Genomic DNA, 16792 nt, shown 5'->3' with positions numbered 1-16792 from the left:
TGCTCGGTCTGTAGGTAGATCTCGCTGCAGAAGAGCTGCGGTAGGCGGTCTGCTCTGCTCCGTCCTCCGGGGTGACTTTGCGAGTGCCCCAGTGGGTAACCTCCCACGCCGCGCTACTGTGCGGCTAAGCGCTCCGCAATCTCACGTGCCCCGAGATCTCGCACAGCGGCAAGGCTTTCGAGTTGCACCGCCCGCGGACGTGCCTTGCCTTGCTCCCAGTGATAAATCGTCTGCCCGGACACGCCAACCAGTTGTCCATAGATTGCCGCGGACAGCCCGAGCTTGGCGCGATGTGCCGCCAACCTCGTTGCACTGAAGCGGCGCTTCGTGCCCGCTGAAGCCTCGTCCTCCGAATCCGGTCCCTTGGCGGCGCGGGTTGCCCCTTTTGTAACCCGACGCAGCTCTTTCTCGAGTGCTCCCACTTGGCGACGTAGTTCCGCAATCGATGTGCGATGTGCGACCGATGCTTTCTTGAGCGCTTCGGTCTCGGCGCGCATCTCTTTGCGAGCGACGCGGGAGATTTCGGCTTTGAGGATTGAGGCGATATTTGGCATGGGAGCATTGTGCCGTGCCACTGCAGCCCCAACGCCGCGCTGGCGGTGCCTGCAGCCTGAAATTAAATTTGTACCTCCCCAGCAGTGACTGCTCCGACGCCACCTCGGTTGATTCGAGCTAGCATGGCTGCGCACCTGCCAACAAATAACCTCAAAACCGCTCTCGTGGGACCGATCGCACTCTTTGACAAGTCATTCCTGCAAGCACTCTCGATCGACGAGTCGGTGTGGTTCGACCACTTTTTCTATGCGAACGTTTGTCCGATTTTTTACATTGAAACGCTGGCGGATCTAACGAAAACGTCCGCTGGTCGTTCGGGGCGAAGCGGCGAGGACGAGGTGCGGATCATTGCCGACAAGACGCCCACGCTCGCGGGGGCACCGTGCATCCATCATCGAGAGCTTGCACTGTCAAATTTGATGGGGCATCGAATCCCGATGCGCGGGCAAATTCCCGTGGCCGGCGGGAGACCCGTGCGTTCTCCGGACGGGAAGGCGGGAGTAGTTTTCGACGCGTCACCTGAAGCACAGGCGTTCAGCCGGTGGCAGGAGGGTGCGTTTCAGGAGGTCGAGCGTCAATTCGCGAAGGATTGGCGCCACATGCTGACAACGTTGGATCTGCCGACGGTCGCCAAGAGCATGCAAGCGCTGGGCATCGATTCCAAGCTCTGCAGAACTGTCGACGATGCGCATGCTCTCGCTGTCGGTCTAGTGAAGGAGCGCACCAAGCCATTCGATCAGATGGCTCTGCTCCTGGCTTTCCTCGAAGTGCCTAAAGAAGCTCACCGGGAGATCATCGAGCGGTGGTCCGTTGATCAGTACAGACCGCTTGCTGACTACGCGCCGTACGCTGCCCACGTGCTTTCAGTCGAACTGTTCTTTCAGATCGCGCTTGGTGCTAATTTGATATCTTCTGAGCGACCATCGAACCGCGCCGACATCGCTTATCTTTTCTATCTACCGTTCAGCATGGTATTTGTATCGGGCGACAGGCTGCACCGCCTTTGCGCTCGTCCGTTTCTTCGTGCCGACCAGGATTTCCTATGGGCACCAGATTTGAAGGCCGAACTCGCACGTCTCAACGCTGAGTTCTCCCAGTTTCCCTCCGAGGAGCGGGAAAAGGGGTTGATGGACTTCGCGCCGTCGCCGCTGGGCTCCGACGATCAACTCCTCCCAAAACTCTGGAACCGTTTTATGCCGGGATGGCGCAACCGTCACGCGTCCCCTGTGTCGATTTCTCCTGAGGCAGAACGGAAAATAGTCGCGCAGCTTCGTGAGTTCAATTCTTTGCCAACAGAGTCAACTGCCGATACGCAGGACCTGTCAGAACTTGATCAGGTCTCGATTGCGCGGATGGTCCCAAAGAAAAAGGGCAGTTGGTACCTGCTTCCGAAGGACCTGAGAGGCGAAGAGCCCGGCCCGTCTTCGCGATCTTGACCGAAGAGGGGCTATTCAATCAGCTGACCGCCACCGACGATGATCACGTGAATGGGGTCATCCTCTTAGAAGCGACCATCGAGCGAGTAGTCGATTTGTTGCGAGACTTCGACGAGCATCTGTCTGCGTGTGTGCGCCTCTTCCAGAAGGTTGCGGGCAAGCCTCCAAAAAATATCGAGGTATTGCAGAGTCGGCAGGTTCCGCATGTTCTCGCTTGCGGCGTCATAGTTCTTTGCGTGTCGCTTTAGGTCGGCCTGAACTGAAGGAATCTCCGATTCGACGAGTTCGATAAGAGATTTTCGATCACTCCTCATGCCGAGAAAAATCCGAGCGTCGTAGCGGTACGAGTTCTTCGCGCGGTCCCAATCGTAGAAATCCGGATAACCGCTGTCGAGCACGAATTTCGAAACAACCTTGTCATACCCCGGGTGCTTCACGAGCATGGGCAAGACGTCGTTCTGGGTATGAATTTCGCCGAGGCCGCGTCGCGCAGCTATGCGGCGCGTCTTGTCGAGCCACTGGAAGTTTTTCTGCTGGAGGACGACGTTGAAGTCTTCTGAATTTGCGAAGCTTATTTCGTCGCGCCCCAGTTCACGCACAGCATCAGGTACTGGCTGCAGACAAGCTGAGCGTGCGAGATCGTTTGGCGAGCAAAAGTCTGGTTTGGGGACAAGCGCTACTCCTGCTCGAGCATAGGCTTGAGCGACCAAGCGAGAGCAAAACTGCTTTCCGGTTCGGGACTGGGTCCCCACGTGAGACAGTGCTTTTGATAGTGCTGCTGCTGGCACGGAATAGAGAGCTCCTACCTGTGCTCGCGCATAGTCACAGGCTGCATCAAAGGCGGTCTCGTGGCCCAACTCGGGCAAGAGGCGATACACGGCAAGTTGATTGCCGGCGTCCCGGATGTAGCGCTGGGGGTTCTTCGAATAGACCCCGTCAGGCATCGCATGGATCAGCGAGTGCCCCACATAGAGCATCGCGTGGGAATATTCGCCCCGCGTCGCACGAGCGATAGCGGCGCTCGTGGGCGTGTTGTCCGAGGAGAGGAGGACGTCCCCAATCTTGAGTTTTTCGAGATCGAAGCCGAACTTGGACTCGATTTTTTCAGCTGTTTGAGTTGTTGTGCTTGACTGCATGAAGGCACTGTGGAGCAGCCGGGTGATCGCGCCTGGATGTTTTGGAGCGAGTACTGTATTGCGATACCGATTACATGCGGCGGTGCTACTTCACGGCTGGAAGCAGTCGGCGGGATGGCAAGATGCGCGAATGTTTCACGTTCTGATCGATACCTGCGTGTGGCTTGACCTTGCTCAAGACCCGAAGCAAATGCCAATGCTACGCGTACTGCGGGACTTCTTGGACAACGATAGCCTCATGCTGATCGTGCCTCGCGTGGTTCAGGTCGAGTTTGAAAAAAACAGAGATCGAATTGCCAAGACGAGCGCCCGCAGCCTTAGTGGTCACTTTCAACAAGTAAGAGAAGCGATCAATAAGGTCGGCGGTGACGAAGGGGAGAAGAAGCGACTGTTGGCGCAGCTCAACGACGTCAACCACAAGGTGCCCCTTATTGGCGGCGCGGCGGCGGCTACGCTGGATGACATTGCGAAGTTATTCAAACGCGCCGGCGTTGTTGAGATTTCTGATTCAGCCAAGATGCGCGCCGCGGACCGTGCACTCTTGCATCTTGCCCCTTGCCATCACGAGAACAAGAACTCGATCGCTGATGCCATCGTCATCGAAACTTACCGCGAGTGCGTCGAGGCCGGTGTCGCGGGTGACAGGTTTGCCTTTGTCACCCACAACAAGCATGACTTCAGTGTCCTAGCGGGAAACCACAAGCTGCCGCATCCGGACCTTGCGCCGATGTTTACCAAGATTAAATCGCTGTACTTCGTTCATCTCGGGGACTTGCTGGGTCGGGTGGCTCCGAATGTGACCAGGCAACTATTGTGGGAATACACCTGGGAGGAAGAGCCGCGCGGGCTAACGGAGATTCAGGCCGAGGTGGAGAGGCTCACCAAGCAAGTTTGGTACAACCGGCACAAGAGCGTGGACGCCGAGATCAAGCAAGGACATCACAGGATCGTGACGCGACAGGAGTGGGAGGAATTCCAGGATCCGCAAGGGATGACCGTAGACACGGTGTGGCGGAGCGCTGTCGCCGCCGCCATTCGCATTGAACGGCAGCTCGGACGCGGCAATGTCGGGCCATGGACCGACTTTGAGTGGGGCATGATTACCGGAAAGTTGTCCGCGCTGCGTTGGGCGTTGGGCGACGATTGGGACATGCTTGACACCTAGTTGAGCCCACAGTCCTGGCGATGTGGATATCCGTTTTCATTTGACCCAATGGGGTCAGAGATCGGCGAAATCCAGCATCAATGCCATCCGGTTGCATGGATGGTGGATACAGGCGCTGTCAATCCGGTGAGGTTGCGTCTGAGCAGGCGGCTCGCGCGCGAGCTGATGGATAAGCTTCTAGAGGGTGAACTGGATTTGGTGATCGTGCCGGCGCCGCTGCATCGGATCGATGAGTGCGTAGCACTTCACCGACAGAATGCGGGTCGTTGCTGACCAAGGGCACCCGCTACACCAAAGACGCGAACTGAGGCTGGCTGACCTGATAGGCCAGGAGTGGCTGTTGCCGGGCCCCAGAATCTAGTGCGGCAGCGGCCTGACGCTGCATTTCGGTGTCGAGACAGACTTCGGCAATGGGTCGCTGTTTCACCTCATGCGGGGCACTCGCACGCTCAGTATTGCCGGAACAGAGCATGGCGTAGAAGGACTTCGTGCCCTGCCCCTGAGCACCGATGAACTCGACCTGGGGCGGCAAATCGGCCTCATCTGCCGAGCCAAGGCCTATTTGTCGCCCTTGGCACGGCGCATGGTTGCGATCCTTCAAGAGCGCGTCGGCTAAAGATTTCCCGGTATTGGTGGCCCGCCTGACCGGGCCGCGACGCACACCGCGTCGGCGATGCGCTGCACCCGTGCGGCGCAGGCCGGCAATCGCTGACAGTCTTTGTCGCCGAGCATCCCCAGGGCTACCGGTGACCATCGCGCCCCTCAACGAACCACTTACCCTCGACTGCGTTGAGCCTCCGATGCAACACAAGTACACGGCCAAGCCATCCTGATCGCCTGAGTTTTCGGGTTCGAGATGAATGGTGCGACGCCATGCAAAATCATCGGCTGCCCTGGCACATTGAAGCGCTAATCGCTCTTCAACCGCCATGCCTCCGCGGCAAGACTCGACGTCCGCCCGGCCACGGCCTCGACCAGGTAGTCGTAGCTGTGAATTCTGATGTTCAGGTCTTTTATCATCTGGTGACGCCGGTGCTCGACACCTGGTGTGAGTGATGCACGGCGGCCGATCAGGATCAGGCCGGCGAGATCCGCACGAATGCCACTGAGCCCGAGGCCGCTCTCCAACCGCGGCCGACTCGCGTAATTTTGGTTGACATGCAACCAGGCGCGCCAGTCCTGGATCTGCCGAGTGGCATGGATCAGGTAGCTGGACGGATCGCCCTTCTTGTTGAACATCGGCCGCAACGGACTTTCAAGCTCGACCGCCTGCCACTCGAAGCCGAAGGAGTGTTTCTCGGCGATCAGGAAGTCGGTGACATGCTCCGCGCCGAGTGGCTGATTGGGTATCACCCACCGACCATGGCCGCCACCGAGGTGCTGGATCAACAACTCCGGGTTGCGCTGCAAGTACTGCTGGACATCCTCCTCGCGCGTCGCCCGGCACGATGTCGTCCCAACAAACGTGAAATTCCTTCAGAGGGTCGCTCCGAAGCGTCCGGGCATTGATTTCGGCACCCGTGGTGAGTTTCATCGATCGTCGCCTTTGCGTTGGGGGGAGGGACTGCCGCAGCCACAAGGCATCTGCTTCATGCACTTGGAGTGCCGCTGGCACTCCTTATCTGCAGGAGGCGTTGCACGCACTGCTGATAGTTCCAAAGCCGCTCCAGGTACGTCGGCGCGACCGCACCGTGCCTCGCCTGCACGTCGTGGACGAGGTCTCGGTCGAAATGCGGCTTCAAGCCATCGTGGCAGGTGCCGCACAAGGTGACAAGATTGTCGATCTCGGTGATGCCGCCTTGACCCCAGGGAACGATGTGATGCACATGCAGCTCCAGATCGACATGGTTTGCGGGCGACCGCCCGCAGATGAAACAACGACGCCCGTCGCGAGTCAGCACGGCCATGCGCAAGGTCTTGGAAGTTGCATGCTGCAGCTCGGCGCTGCTCAGGGATTGCGCAGCGACGAATCCGACCGCACTCGAGTCTCTTGCAACTTCACGCGGCGCCAGCAAAGGGCCGAACTTCAGCCTGGCCACGACATCCAGCACCACGGCATGCCCACCGAACGCCAACCAAAGCCGAAAGTCGGTCTCGTCGTTCACCAGCAGGCAGGTTTCCCCGATCGAGCGCAATTCCGCGCGACGCAGCGGTCCATCCAACGGGCTGGCCTCCCGGATCTCGCGCCGCGGCCTGGACGTGGTGTAGCCACCCCAATGCGAATCCACGCTGACGGTGAGCTCGCCGGCGGCGTTGGCCAGTCTGGTCACGTGGAAGTAGGCCTGGCCCTCGACGCCCGGTTGGATCAGGAGGCGTTGGATCTCGGCTTTGAACGACTTCGGGACAGGGCTCATCGCCTCATTCTCGCAAGACGTCGGGTGTGCAAGACGGGATGCCGTAACCACCCCACAAGATCCCGCCCGGATGGTGGCGACTAAGCCGCGCCGACACCCCGTTGCAGCGGCGGCAGCGTCACGGTCCGCGTGTGCTCCGATATGGATGAATGCTTCGCACCAAGCTGGTCCACCAGCGCGAGCATCCTCGTGTTTTCGTTCACCACGATCATCCGAATCGCCAACCCCTTGGCCATCAGATGCTGCAGGGCCCACCCACCGACACCCTGATGCTGAGCCGATGGCGCCACGTGAAGCTCGTGAAGGAAAAGTTCCGGGGGCGACGCCCTGGCTAGATCGAGATTCTCGACAGTGCACTCGAGGAAGCCAAAGCAGATGCCGCTGGCGCGCAGCAGATAGACATCGGTGACGCCCGACAACGCGTACTGCTTTTGCGACCACGGATAGTAGGCGCGTATGCTGTTGACCGCATCGAGCGCCGCTTGCTTGTCGGCGTCCCGAAGGCTCGGGAAAGGAACGAGACGCGCCATGCGCACGTTGAACGGTGGTGGCGTGGCAGCGGGGAGGTTCATTGGGCAGTTGTCCAGCGTCGCCATTTCGGCATGACGGATGCCTGGTCCATCGGACAAAACGGCAACGCACCTGAAGGCGATGCGGGCGGAACGGCGGACATTTGGGGACGCTCTCATGCTAGCAGGCCCTGTCCTTGCGAACCCGCGATGGACGAAAGCGAGGAGCGCGTCGTTGAACGACGGCATGGTCTTCGCATGCGGGTCCATCGGCCGGCACGGCGCGCACTTGGCAGTACGCCGACGGACCGGATAATGGTGGTTCCTGCGTGCGGATCCGTCAAGGCGAGGCATCTTGGCGTTGACGATGGCCGACGCCTGACGCCGAGAGCGCATCGCCAGCGCAGGTCCACCTGCTTGCACCACTACCTGGGAAGAAACGATGCTCGATCGCAGCCATTTCGACGAAGAGACCCTGGCGGCCATGGACGATATTGCCCGGCTGCTGCACATCAAATTGTCAGTGGCCGACATGAACCGGACCTTCAAGAACGCGCCGGAACTCGATGCCGTTCAGGCCAAGCCGTCCGCCAGGCGCGTGATGAAGGCCACGCGCGCTGCCGCCCGGGATTTGCTGGCGCAGGCCTTCGAGCGCGAGCCGAACCGCTTTCGCGAAGTCCACCGCCGGCAGGTAGCCCGCCTGGCGAAGGCAACGGAATCCGCAGCCCGACTTTCCAACCTGGAGTACGCCGCGTTTCCCCAGATCGCAGGCAAAGGGGTCTTCGACGTGCGCGTGCTTCGCCCGCTTCGCGAGCTGACCGAACGCTGGCAAGCCACGGCGCACGACTGACGCAACGGCCGCCGCTGCAGCAGCTTTCGCACGGCATGTACTCGGTCCGTTCTGCCCTCGGCAACGCACGACTTTCGCCGCCGGACAGCTCGCTGCTGGCGTTGTGCCAGATGCCGGCACGGCTGTCCGCCCGGAAGCGTCAAAGCTTGAATCTCTCGGCGTCGGTCGGCAACTGGAGGCGCGGTGCCGGACATTAACGACGTAACCGCCGCCCCCATGTCCGCGCCGTCTGGGCCGAACTTCGTGACGCAGCTGCACGTGGATGAGGTACCCGCGGTCTATCGACGGTTCGCCCACCAAATTGGCGCCGCGCATTGGCAGCGCCGTGTGACGCAGATGAACACGGCGATCAGCAACAGCCCGCTGCTGGGCGACTACCTGCGCGCTGAAAACGCGGTCTCCTTCGCGATGCATCGCTGCAGCGAGTTCATCGAGGCGCACGGGACGCTGCCCGAGCCCGAGCCCGCATCGAGCGAGCTCTACCAAGCCATCGGCTTCGCCCGCCAGGTACTCTGGATGATGGATAGCGCGACACCGGTGGAATCCGACCGGATGCGCAGTCGGGTGCAGGATGCGCTCGAGAATCCGGACGCCATGCGGGGCCTGCGGCTCGAGCTCAGCGTCGCAACCCATTTCGCGCGTCGAGGCCTGCAGCTGCAGTGGCCAGAGATGGTGGGCGGTGGCACCTTCGACCTGTTCATACCCCACCTGGGCGAAGTCGGGCTCGAGGTCGAGTGCAAATCGATCTCGAACGACAAGGGGCGCAGCATCCACAGGCACGAGGCCATCGCGGTCCAGCAGCTGCTCGCCCGTCTTCTCGAGCCCATGGCCGTTCCACTGAGGGCCGGCTTGCGCGTGGTGGTGACGGTCCCGCGGCGCCTGCCAACCCGGCATGAGCAAAGAGCCGCGTTGGCACAACGCATCAAGGATCAGGTCCTGATCGGCACCGGCGTGCGGTTGCCCGACGGTACCGAGATTCGGATCGGCGAATTCGATCCGGCAGTACTCGGCGACGTTGCCGAGAATGGATTCGTGACACGCGCGGATCTCGCGGCCGCCGCCGGGATCGGCAATCGCGAGACGATGATCATCGGCGGAAGACAAGGCGGCGCGCTGGTGGTCGTCCTGCAAAGCGTCCTTGGGGACGACCTCGTCGGGGCCACCTTCGCCACTCTGCATGAAGCGGCCAAGCGTCAGCTGACGGCCGCGCGGCCCGGTCTGCTGTTGGCCGGCTTCGACGGCTTGACGCCGGCTCAGTTGCGGTCGATCGCCGAGCAGGACAACGATCCGGCGCAGCCAGCGACCGCGCTGGAGCGGCCTGTCTTCAGGCTTCTGTCGGCGCCCCACCGCAATCACGTGGTCGGCGTTGCATTGCTCAGCCGTGGGGAACTGCTGCCCCCCACGATCGACTTCGTCGATAGCGCCGGTACTACTTACTACTTTCCCAATCGAACGAGCCGCTTCTGGCACGCGGGCTTCAGCGGCTTGTTCCATCCGCGCCCACCCACCCGAGGTGCCTTGCGACCGTGAGCATTCCATGCGGAACTTCGCCTCCCATGCGCGCGGTGGAACAGGTCCGCCAGAGGAACCGCACGAGTCGCCTTGCACAGGCGACTTTGCGAGCGGCCCTCCGTGACCACCAGCGGCGACGCGCCTTGCGCAGCAAGGCTCGCGTCGACCTATCCTTGCCGCTCTGAGGCGTCCTCGCCGAACTCGTCGAGCAACGGCATCTCCTTCGCCACAATGAATTCGGATGCGGCACCTGCGTGGCGTGCGGCCGCAAAGATGGCCGTGCGATCCTTGCGCAGCATCTGCAGCCACGTGTCCGCGCCGAGGAAGGATCGCAGCGCGTCGGCGACATTGCATTGCTGGACAGTCAGGTCAAGGGATGCGGTCATGAAAGGCGCCTGTGGATGACTCAGGCAATTCCTCCCCTTCAGCAGCCCTGAGGGCGTCCGTCCCCGCGCTCGCCAGTGAAATAGCGGGCCGAAGCTCGAAGATGGAAGTCGCCTAGTCCTTTGCGACGTAGGCGCGCGACGGCACGCGCGGCAAGAAGTGTGGTGGACGCGCTTGAACTGTACGCGCACGCAATTCATAGGTGCCATCTACCGCGCACCACGCCGGACTGGCGTGCCATCCTGACAGGAGTCGGCATGCCCCTTTCAGGCGCTCGATGACCTCGATTCAGGCCGAACGATGCACCGGAATCCCAGGTGCGACGTGGAAGTATCCACGGCCTGGGCCATGCGCGCGGCAGGTCGGTAGCGCTGGCAGTAGTTCGGCGCGCAAAGGTGCGAGCCGCCCTTCAGGACCTTGCGCGGGATGCGGATCTGCGGTGTGCCCGGATCGAAGCTCTGCTCCTTCGCCGCGCCGCGCGGATTCACCGGAATACAGCAGGCCTTGAGCATACCGAAAAGCACACTGCCTTCAGGTGGACGGGGCCTCCGCCGCCTGGCACAGGTGCAAAGACTTTTCGAGGCGGCTGATTTGACGACGCGTTGCTTCGAACTGCTTTTGCACGGTGCCTTTCTGGGTTTCCGGCAAATTGCCCAGCGCCAGGGTGTCCTCGATGGCTCGGCTGAGTGCGCCACGGGGCTTGTCCTTGTGATGAACACATAGGCGGTCGTAGCAGTAGAGGCCATTCAGGCTCGAAAGCACCTGGTTGGCTTGATTGACGGCGTCCTGGCGCGTCGGCCGAGGCGGGGCGGCCCATGGCTCGAGAAGGCGGTTGGCGACTTCGTCACGGGAGCGCCCATGTCTCCAGATGCGAAATCTCGCGTAGTGAAACTCGAACTCACGCAGCGCGCCTCGCACATCATCCAGCGTCATGTCGTGGCGCAGCATGATCCCGACATACGCGTGCTCCGTTTCACTCAGCGCCACATTCTGAAGAGCACCGGGGTGCACGGCGATGGGCCTGCGGATCGACCAGAGGAAGTTCTCCACCGGGATCGTATTGCCTTCTGGTTGGGCTCGCAGCGGTGTCTGCTTGCGATGGTATTCCCTGAGCACGCGCTCGAGGTCCATGCCGTTGACGAGGTCCGCGTAGCGGTGCCGCACGGCGAATGGAAAGTCATGCAACGAGACCTGCGGCTCGAACTCTTGCGCAATGCGCGCGCGCAGCCGCTCGATCTCACGCCCGCCGTCGGGCAGGTGGCTCCAAGTCTCGAACGGTGACCGCCGCTCGACCCATCCGAGTTGGATCAGGTCCCAGCAGGCATCAACATGCGCATCAGCGGCGATCTCCTCATCCGTGAAGCCTCCATCTCGCCACGCCTGCCGCATCTGCGCGTCGATCTGCCTGAGCACGTCGAGCCGGCCAGGGAACACCGACCGCACGGCCCGGATCGTCAGCTCGATCGGCAATGCGGCGTTGAGATCAGCCAGGAGATGGCGGTACTGAAGCGTATCGAAGCTGGGGCTGGTCATTCGCATAAAACCGGGAGCACCCGGCTTTCCGTGGAAAGTAAACGGCAGGAAGTCTAGTCTTGGAGCCTTCCTCAACCCTGGAGATATCGTGATAATCCAAAGTCCCTTGAACACCTTCGAATCGGCGCGCGACGTCCACCGCGCCGGCCTGGAGATCTACCACCTGCAGTGCACGCGCCGCCAGTACGGCGACGAACCCGTCCTCGCCCATCTGCGCGCGGACTTCCGGCGCAAGGAAGGTCTGTCCCCCAGCGATGCCAGCATCCGGGCCGGCCAGTTCCTCAACGACATCGACCGGTTGATCGAGCGCCAGTTCGACTTCAAGGGAATGCGCTCGGGCATCGCCAACAGCGAGGTATCCAAGACTGCGCAGGCCGGCGACGAGTTCGAGCTCGCCTGAAGGTCACGACAAGACCGATGGAGTTGTGGCCGGCGCGCGCGCCGGTCACAAACGCACGCCGCGCGCGCAGATCTGCAACGTACTTCTGATTGGGCACGCCGTCACTCTGAAGACTTTGAGCGCCGTCGGCGTAACAAGCACCGACAGCAACTTCCCGTGAAAGTCGATAGGACGAGCAGCTATTACAAGTCACCATCCTCTACAAGGGCTTGTACATCGACGACCAATCTAGGATTGAACGCCTTGTTCTCGATTTTGCCGCTCCAGTTCACATAGCCCCGCGGGTTGCTCATGACCCGACAGGATTTGACCCGGTAGTCGAACTGCTGATGTGTGTGGCCGTGAATCCAGAACACAGGCACGTCGAAAAATTCTTCTGGCAGCTCATTGACGAAAGCACCCGAGGCCCAGTCATCGGCATAGCGCTGCGCTAGCGAACCGCGGTGAGGCGCGTGGTGCGTCACGACCACCGTCGGCCCAGCAAACGGCTCCGCAAGCCTCTCCTGCAGCCAAGCGCGCTGCGTCTGATGAATCCGAAGCGTGTCAGCCGCTTGCAGTTTTCTTCCCTCCTTGTGGCGCCAGGTGTCGGGTTCCGCCGACTCGTCGGGTGCCCGGATCAGCGTGTAGTCGTTCAGCAGGTGGGTCGCCATCTTCATGGCGCGCGCTGCGTCACTGACCGATCCTTCGGGCGTCTCAATGCCGAGCTCGAAGTCAGTCCACAACGTCGCGCCGAGAAACCGCACGCCGTCGATCACCACCTCGTCACCGTCGAGCAGATGGACATTGGTTCCTTCGGCTTCCCGACGCGCTTCGGCAAGCGTCGTGTCCAACCGGCCGTCGTAGTACTCGTGGTTTCCAAGCAGATAGATCACAGGCTTGCCACGAAAGCGATCCGTTGCCCATTGGACGGCGCGCTTCGCAGGTGAGTGAATATCGCCGGCGAGGATGACAACATCGAAATCGAGATCGGGTGCTGGTTCGAACGGCGCGAACTCGAGGTGAAGATCGGAAAGGATCAGGAGTTTCATCGGGAGATGCCTTCAAAGCGAGCGCGAAGCTCGGCACTGGCCTTGTCGTCGAAGCCGGTGAACGAGCCGCACACCACCAGGTGGTCCTTGCAGTGATCGAATTGCCAGTAAGCATCGTCGAGCGCGACCCAGGGGTCGTCGACCGCATCGTGAAGCTGGAGCCAGGCGAGGATTTCTCCTTCACGCGGCTTGTACGGCGGAGGAAGTCCGCACCCCGGGTACGGCGTCATCCCCAGGATACGAGCTCGAATGTCATTGGAGAAGGGCTTCATCAATGTCTTGTAGCGGAGATGCGCGCGCCAGGACGAACTGATCACGATCTTCACGAACGGGAACTCGCGCAGCAGCGCTTCGAGGCGCGGCAGTAAGCAGAAGTCGACGCCGTTAAGGATGTGATCTTCCCCCTCCGGATGCAGCACGCCGTCGAAGTCGAGGAACAGGATCACCCTGGACCTCGCAGTCTGTTCTTATCGGTCCTCATACGGCACCACCGTGTTGGATGGCGATGAGCATTGATCGCACCTTGTCCGAGCCACCTCCGGCCGCGAACGCCGCCGGCGTCTGGCCATCGAGCAATTCGTGAGGCTTGTCCAGCCAGGTCCGGGCCTCTGCTCCGAAGATCTGGGTAGCGAGATCCAACAAGTCTTGTGAGAGGTCATTCGACTCAGTCCTCCCCTGTGAGTCCAGCGGCCATACCAGGTACGAGCCCATGTCGACCCCGAAGGCGCGAAACGGTGCTGCGGCACTCTGCAGCCCTTCATCAAAATAATCGATGTTCTGGTGATGATGACCGTGTACTACGAGCTGGACGCCGAGCGTCTCGGCAAGTTCGTCGATCGCCTGCCAGCCGTGCGGGTGCGCTGCCGGCGCCTCGTGTGTCACCAGGACGTCGGCGGGGCCGCTGCGCAGCAGTCGCTGGTAGTCGGCCGGGAAGATGGAGGATCGGTGCTTGCGGGAGATACCGTCGCGCCAGCGTTCCTCTCGCTTCATGGCTCGACGCATGGCATCGCTCGATTGGAAAGCGGCTTTCTCGATCGGCTGCCGCGGATCCCAGATCTTGCTGCGGAAGATACCGCCCAGGCCGGCAACCTTGTATCCGGCGATCTCGACGATGCGTCCGTGGAGATTGCGCTCTGAGAGCTCCGATTCCCACAGGTTGTCGTAGTCGGCATCTGTGTCGGTGTCATGGTTGCCTGGGATCCAGTAAACCTCGGTGAGATCCAGGATCGGGCTCAACTCGACGTGCAGCGGCTGTTGCGCCTGAATGTCGCCCAGCAGCACGATGGCCTCAGGCCGGCAGCGTTCGACCGCGGCGACCACGGACTCGAGATCACCGTGGGGATCGCCGAAGAACATCAGCTTGAGCGCCGACTGCTTGCGCTCGGGTTGCGAGTGAAGGTTCGATGAGATGTGCGGTTTCATTTCATCTGTCGAGAGGTGAGCATCGACGGGCAGCGAAGCGAAGGAAATGTGCGCGCAGCTCCTGGACGCAGTCCTGATCGAACGCCCGCGTGGGCTCAGTGAGCACGAGCCGCGCGAAGCCCGATTCAAAGCTCAGGGGCCAGTCGTCGAGCGCGACCCACTCTGCGTCACCGCGGCCGTTCCCCTCGAGCCAGGCCTGGATCTCCAGTTGGCGCCGGCAGTCGACGATCGCATCGGGGTCGAGCTGCGGTGTGGCTCCGATGATCCGATGCTGGATGTCCTCGCTGAAATACCGCTGTAGCTGCTCGACGCTCTCAGCGAGCCGCCAATCCGAGGAGATGACGACATCAACAGACGGGAACTCCCGAAGCAATTCTTCCAGCAGCGGCAAATGGCTGAAGAACCTGCTGCCGAACGAGTAGTCGGTACCGACGGGATGAAGAACACCATCGACATCCAGGAACAGCAAGTCAGTGGATTCATCGGTGTGGGTGGTGCGAGGTGATGTCATCCAACGAACCCAGCCTGGATGGACTCCAGGAGGTTGAGCACATCGGCGGCCCGCCCTTCAGCTGCCAACGCTTCAGCCGTCTTGTAGTTGAACGGTGCGAGTGGCTCGTTCCTGTACCAGAGGATGGCCGCCTCGAGGTCCCCGCCCGAGAGCGCAGTCGCGGCAGCCAGCACTTCCTGCATCGTGCGGGTAGATGATTGGATGTCACTCATAGCTCAACCACGAACTCGGGGTTGAACTGCTTGTTTTCGTGGTCTCGGCCATGTCGCAAGTACCCTCGCGGGTTGCACACCACTCGGCAGTTGCCGACTTGATAGTCAAAGCTCTCGTGGATGTGGCCATGCACCCAGAGTGACGGCACTTCGAAGAAGGAACCTGGGAGCTCGCTCACAAAAGATGCGGACAGCCAGTCGGACTGATAGTGCCGTGCGAGAGAGTTTCGATGCGGGGCGTGGTGGGTCACAACCACCGTTGGCCCGTCGAAGGGCTCGGCCAGCTTCTGGGCCAGCCAGGCGCGGTCACGCTGGTGGAGCGCCAGTGTGTCCTCGGGTACCAGGCGGCGCTTTTTTGACTTGGCTGCTACCACGGGTGCGTCGGAGGATTCCTGCGCCTCGGCCCACCGGATCGATGAGTAGTCGTTGAGACGGACCTTGGCTGCCTTCGTGGCCCGTTCCGTGTCTACCAGCGACCCCGTCTTGGTCTGGATCGGCAGTTCGAAGTCTGTCCACAGCGTGCAGCCCAGAAAGCGGACGCCGGCGATCACGGCCTCGCCCGGTGCCAGGAGATGCACGTTGCACGACCTCGCGGTGAGCGCCATTTCCTTGAGCGAGGTCTGGTAGACACCTTCGTAGTACTCATGGTTGCCGGGCACAAACACGATGGGGGCTGTCTCCCCAAAGTTCCCCGCCCGCCGGGCCCAGCGCATGGCCTTGGAACCGGGGACGAAGATGTCCCCAGCGAGGATCACGACGTCGTAGTTGACCTTCGGGACGAGAAAGGTCCCGAACTCGAGGTGAAGGTCCGAAAGGATGAGCAGCTTCATGTCGGTAGCCCCATCTCCCCCATGCGCTCAGGACATCAGGATCGAGAGCTTGGAGTTCCACGTCTCGCCATAGGAGATTGAAGGAACTGCGACGCGGATCGTCGGGCGATCGAAGTCATTGGTCTCGAAGAGAAAGTGCACGTGCTGAAAGCGCCACATCGCCGGTTGCCTGAAGTCCTCGGTCCACAAGAGCTGCCAGGTCCGGAAGTAGTCGAAGTCGACCGTCAGGGCGGACTTTCCACGAAAGACGATGCAGGCCTTGCGGGCATCGGGATCGAACAGGATGCACGTCTCTTCCCAGTAGCCCAGCATGCGGCGAGGATCGACCGGGAAGAACGTCGCGCCAGATGCCTGTCCTTGCTCTCGCAGCATCTGCTCGCGCCCGGTCTGGATCGAACGAGGCGATGCGATCCAGACCCAATAGAAGAGGATCAAGACGATGGCGAGGGCCAGCAGGAGCGGGATTTCCATGCTCAGTTGACCGGCCAGATCTGATGCCGAATGCTGAACGAAGTGCGCATGCCGTAGTGTGTGAACTGCGCTCCGCTCTCATCTTCGAGGACCAGATGCTCAACTTGATCGGCATCGGCATCGGCGCTGGTTGCCGACCAGATCTTTCGGATATCTCGAATCTCCCAGCGCTGGGGATCGCTTTCCATCGGTGTCAGATACTGAAGGTGTCGCAGCGACTGCGGCCCCACGCTCTCGAAAAGATCGAGGAAGTCGCTCTCGTAGATCAGCAGGGCGCGCTCCGGAATCTCCAGGTCATCTTCCTGCACTACCCAGGTTGGGAAGAAGGCGGGGATCGACAGATTCAACTGAACTGATCTCCAGCATCTCGCTCCAGGCCCAGCAAGCATGGAGGAAATCCGTACTTCGTGCGAATCCATTGTCTGAAACATGAAAATGAACCCTATAGGTTGTAGCCCTATGGGATTCTAAATGACGCAATAGA

Annotated in this window: 20 protein-coding genes and 1 pseudogene; 5 read left to right on the top strand and 16 right to left on the bottom strand. The window is 61.1% G+C overall.

Annotated elements, in window-relative coordinates; all coding sequences use genetic code 11:
* Positions 1 to 113: 113 nt before the first annotated feature.
* Positions 114 to 554, bottom strand: a complete 441-nt coding sequence (locus BMY35_RS27240; protein ID WP_093206142.1) for a helix-turn-helix domain-containing protein — start codon at positions 552 to 554, stop codon at positions 114 to 116.
* Positions 555 to 677: 123 nt separating this feature from the next.
* Between BMY35_RS27240 and BMY35_RS27235 the strand changes: the two genes are divergently transcribed.
* Positions 678 to 1991 carry a hypothetical protein gene (locus BMY35_RS27235; protein ID WP_143080746.1) on the top strand — a complete coding sequence of 438 codons (1314 nt, stop codon included), beginning with the start codon at positions 678 to 680 and terminating at the stop codon, positions 1989 to 1991.
* Positions 1992 to 2056: 65 nt separating this feature from the next.
* On the opposite strand, the gene BMY35_RS27230 is transcribed toward BMY35_RS27235, so the two are convergent.
* The gene (locus tag BMY35_RS27230; RefSeq protein WP_093206140.1) at positions 2057 to 3127 is read right to left on the bottom strand and encodes a YiiX/YebB-like N1pC/P60 family cysteine hydrolase; all 1071 of its coding nucleotides are present in this window, start codon (positions 3125 to 3127) and stop codon (positions 2057 to 2059) included.
* Positions 3128 to 3257: 130 nt separating this feature from the next.
* Here BMY35_RS27230 and BMY35_RS27225 point away from each other — a divergent pair, with 130 nt between their 5' ends.
* A complete protein-coding gene (locus tag BMY35_RS27225; RefSeq protein ID WP_093206139.1) occupies positions 3258 to 4292 on the top strand; it encodes a PIN domain-containing protein in 1035 nt (344 codons plus the stop codon).
* Positions 4293 to 5201: 909 nt separating this feature from the next.
* On the opposite strand, the pseudogene BMY35_RS27215 reads toward BMY35_RS27225, so the two are convergent.
* From BMY35_RS27215 to BMY35_RS38375, 3 genes and pseudogenes are all read right to left on the bottom strand, one after another.
* Positions 5202 to 5714 (bottom strand): annotated as a pseudogene (locus tag BMY35_RS27215) (Shedu anti-phage system protein SduA domain-containing protein); the annotation flags it as partial.
* Between the two features lie 167 nt (positions 5715 to 5881).
* On the bottom strand, positions 5882 to 6646 hold the full coding sequence (locus tag BMY35_RS27210; RefSeq protein WP_093206136.1) for an HNH endonuclease: 765 nt from the start codon (positions 6644 to 6646) through the stop codon (positions 5882 to 5884).
* Positions 6647 to 6726: 80 nt separating this feature from the next.
* Positions 6727 to 7218, bottom strand: a complete 492-nt coding sequence (locus tag BMY35_RS38375) for a GNAT family N-acetyltransferase (RefSeq protein ID WP_177213711.1) — start codon at positions 7216 to 7218, stop codon at positions 6727 to 6729.
* Between the two features lie 379 nt (positions 7219 to 7597).
* Here BMY35_RS38375 and BMY35_RS27200 point away from each other — a divergent pair, with 379 nt between their 5' ends.
* Positions 7598 to 8005, top strand: coding sequence for a hypothetical protein (locus tag BMY35_RS27200; protein ID WP_093206134.1), 408 nt, complete (start codon positions 7598 to 7600; stop codon positions 8003 to 8005).
* A 243-nt stretch (positions 8006 to 8248) separates the two neighbouring features.
* On the top strand, positions 8249 to 9535 hold the full coding sequence (locus tag BMY35_RS27195) for a hypothetical protein (RefSeq protein WP_143080742.1): 1287 nt from the start codon (positions 8249 to 8251) through the stop codon (positions 9533 to 9535).
* 149 nt (positions 9536 to 9684) lie between these two features.
* On the opposite strand, the gene BMY35_RS27190 is transcribed toward BMY35_RS27195, so the two are convergent.
* The 3 genes from BMY35_RS27190 to BMY35_RS38855 form a co-directional block, all read right to left on the bottom strand.
* Positions 9685 to 9903 carry a hypothetical protein gene (locus BMY35_RS27190; protein WP_093206132.1) on the bottom strand — a complete coding sequence of 73 codons (219 nt, stop codon included), beginning with the start codon at positions 9901 to 9903 and terminating at the stop codon, positions 9685 to 9687.
* A gap of 264 nt (positions 9904 to 10167) precedes the next feature.
* The gene (locus BMY35_RS38860; protein ID WP_256229760.1) at positions 10168 to 10413 is read right to left on the bottom strand and encodes an SUMF1/EgtB/PvdO family nonheme iron enzyme; all 246 of its coding nucleotides are present in this window, start codon (positions 10411 to 10413) and stop codon (positions 10168 to 10170) included.
* Positions 10414 to 10432: 19 nt separating this feature from the next.
* The gene (locus BMY35_RS38855) at positions 10433 to 11434 is read right to left on the bottom strand and encodes a hypothetical protein (protein WP_093206131.1); all 1002 of its coding nucleotides are present in this window, start codon (positions 11432 to 11434) and stop codon (positions 10433 to 10435) included.
* Between the two features lie 106 nt (positions 11435 to 11540).
* Between BMY35_RS38855 and BMY35_RS27175 the strand changes: the two genes are divergently transcribed.
* On the top strand, positions 11541 to 11834 hold the full coding sequence (locus tag BMY35_RS27175) for a hypothetical protein (RefSeq protein ID WP_093206130.1): 294 nt from the start codon (positions 11541 to 11543) through the stop codon (positions 11832 to 11834).
* 182 nt (positions 11835 to 12016) lie between these two features.
* On the opposite strand, the gene BMY35_RS27170 is transcribed toward BMY35_RS27175, so the two are convergent.
* Genes BMY35_RS27170 through BMY35_RS27135 form a run of 8 tightly spaced genes read right to left on the bottom strand, consistent with a single transcriptional unit; the run spans position 12017 to position 16655 of the window.
* Positions 12017 to 12862, bottom strand: a complete 846-nt coding sequence (locus BMY35_RS27170) for a metallophosphoesterase (protein WP_093206129.1) — start codon at positions 12860 to 12862, stop codon at positions 12017 to 12019.
* On the bottom strand, positions 12859 to 13308 hold the full coding sequence (locus BMY35_RS27165) for an HAD domain-containing protein (protein WP_093206128.1): 450 nt from the start codon (positions 13306 to 13308) through the stop codon (positions 12859 to 12861). Before BMY35_RS27165 ends, BMY35_RS27170 begins: the two co-directional genes overlap by 4 nt.
* A gap of 31 nt (positions 13309 to 13339) precedes the next feature.
* Entirely contained in the window at positions 13340 to 14284 is a 945-nt protein-coding gene (locus BMY35_RS27160; protein WP_093206127.1) for a metallophosphoesterase, read from the bottom strand.
* Position 14285: 1 nt separating this feature from the next.
* A complete protein-coding gene (locus BMY35_RS27155; protein ID WP_256229758.1) occupies positions 14286 to 14753 on the bottom strand; it encodes an HAD domain-containing protein in 468 nt (155 codons plus the stop codon).
* A 38-nt stretch (positions 14754 to 14791) separates the two neighbouring features.
* A complete protein-coding gene (locus BMY35_RS27150) occupies positions 14792 to 15007 on the bottom strand; it encodes an antitoxin Xre/MbcA/ParS toxin-binding domain-containing protein (RefSeq protein WP_093206125.1) in 216 nt (71 codons plus the stop codon).
* Positions 15004 to 15837 carry a metallophosphoesterase gene (locus BMY35_RS27145; RefSeq protein WP_093206124.1) on the bottom strand — a complete coding sequence of 278 codons (834 nt, stop codon included), beginning with the start codon at positions 15835 to 15837 and terminating at the stop codon, positions 15004 to 15006. The genes BMY35_RS27150 and BMY35_RS27145 overlap by 4 nt, the downstream gene beginning before the upstream one ends.
* A gap of 27 nt (positions 15838 to 15864) precedes the next feature.
* Positions 15865 to 16308: a hypothetical protein gene (locus tag BMY35_RS27140; protein ID WP_093206123.1), complete on the bottom strand. Its 444-nt coding sequence runs from the start codon at positions 16306 to 16308 to the stop codon at positions 15865 to 15867.
* A 2-nt stretch (positions 16309 to 16310) separates the two neighbouring features.
* Positions 16311 to 16655, bottom strand: a complete 345-nt coding sequence (locus BMY35_RS27135) for a hypothetical protein (protein ID WP_093206122.1) — start codon at positions 16653 to 16655, stop codon at positions 16311 to 16313.
* Positions 16656 to 16792: the final 137 nt, after the last annotated feature.

The sequence above is a fragment of the Variovorax sp. YR750 genome (assembly GCF_900109805.1).
Taxonomy (GTDB): domain Bacteria; phylum Pseudomonadota; class Gammaproteobacteria; order Burkholderiales; family Burkholderiaceae_C; genus Variovorax; species Variovorax gossypii.
Note: the sequence above shows the minus strand (reverse complement) of the source record. Positions and strands in the feature narration are given on the sequence as shown.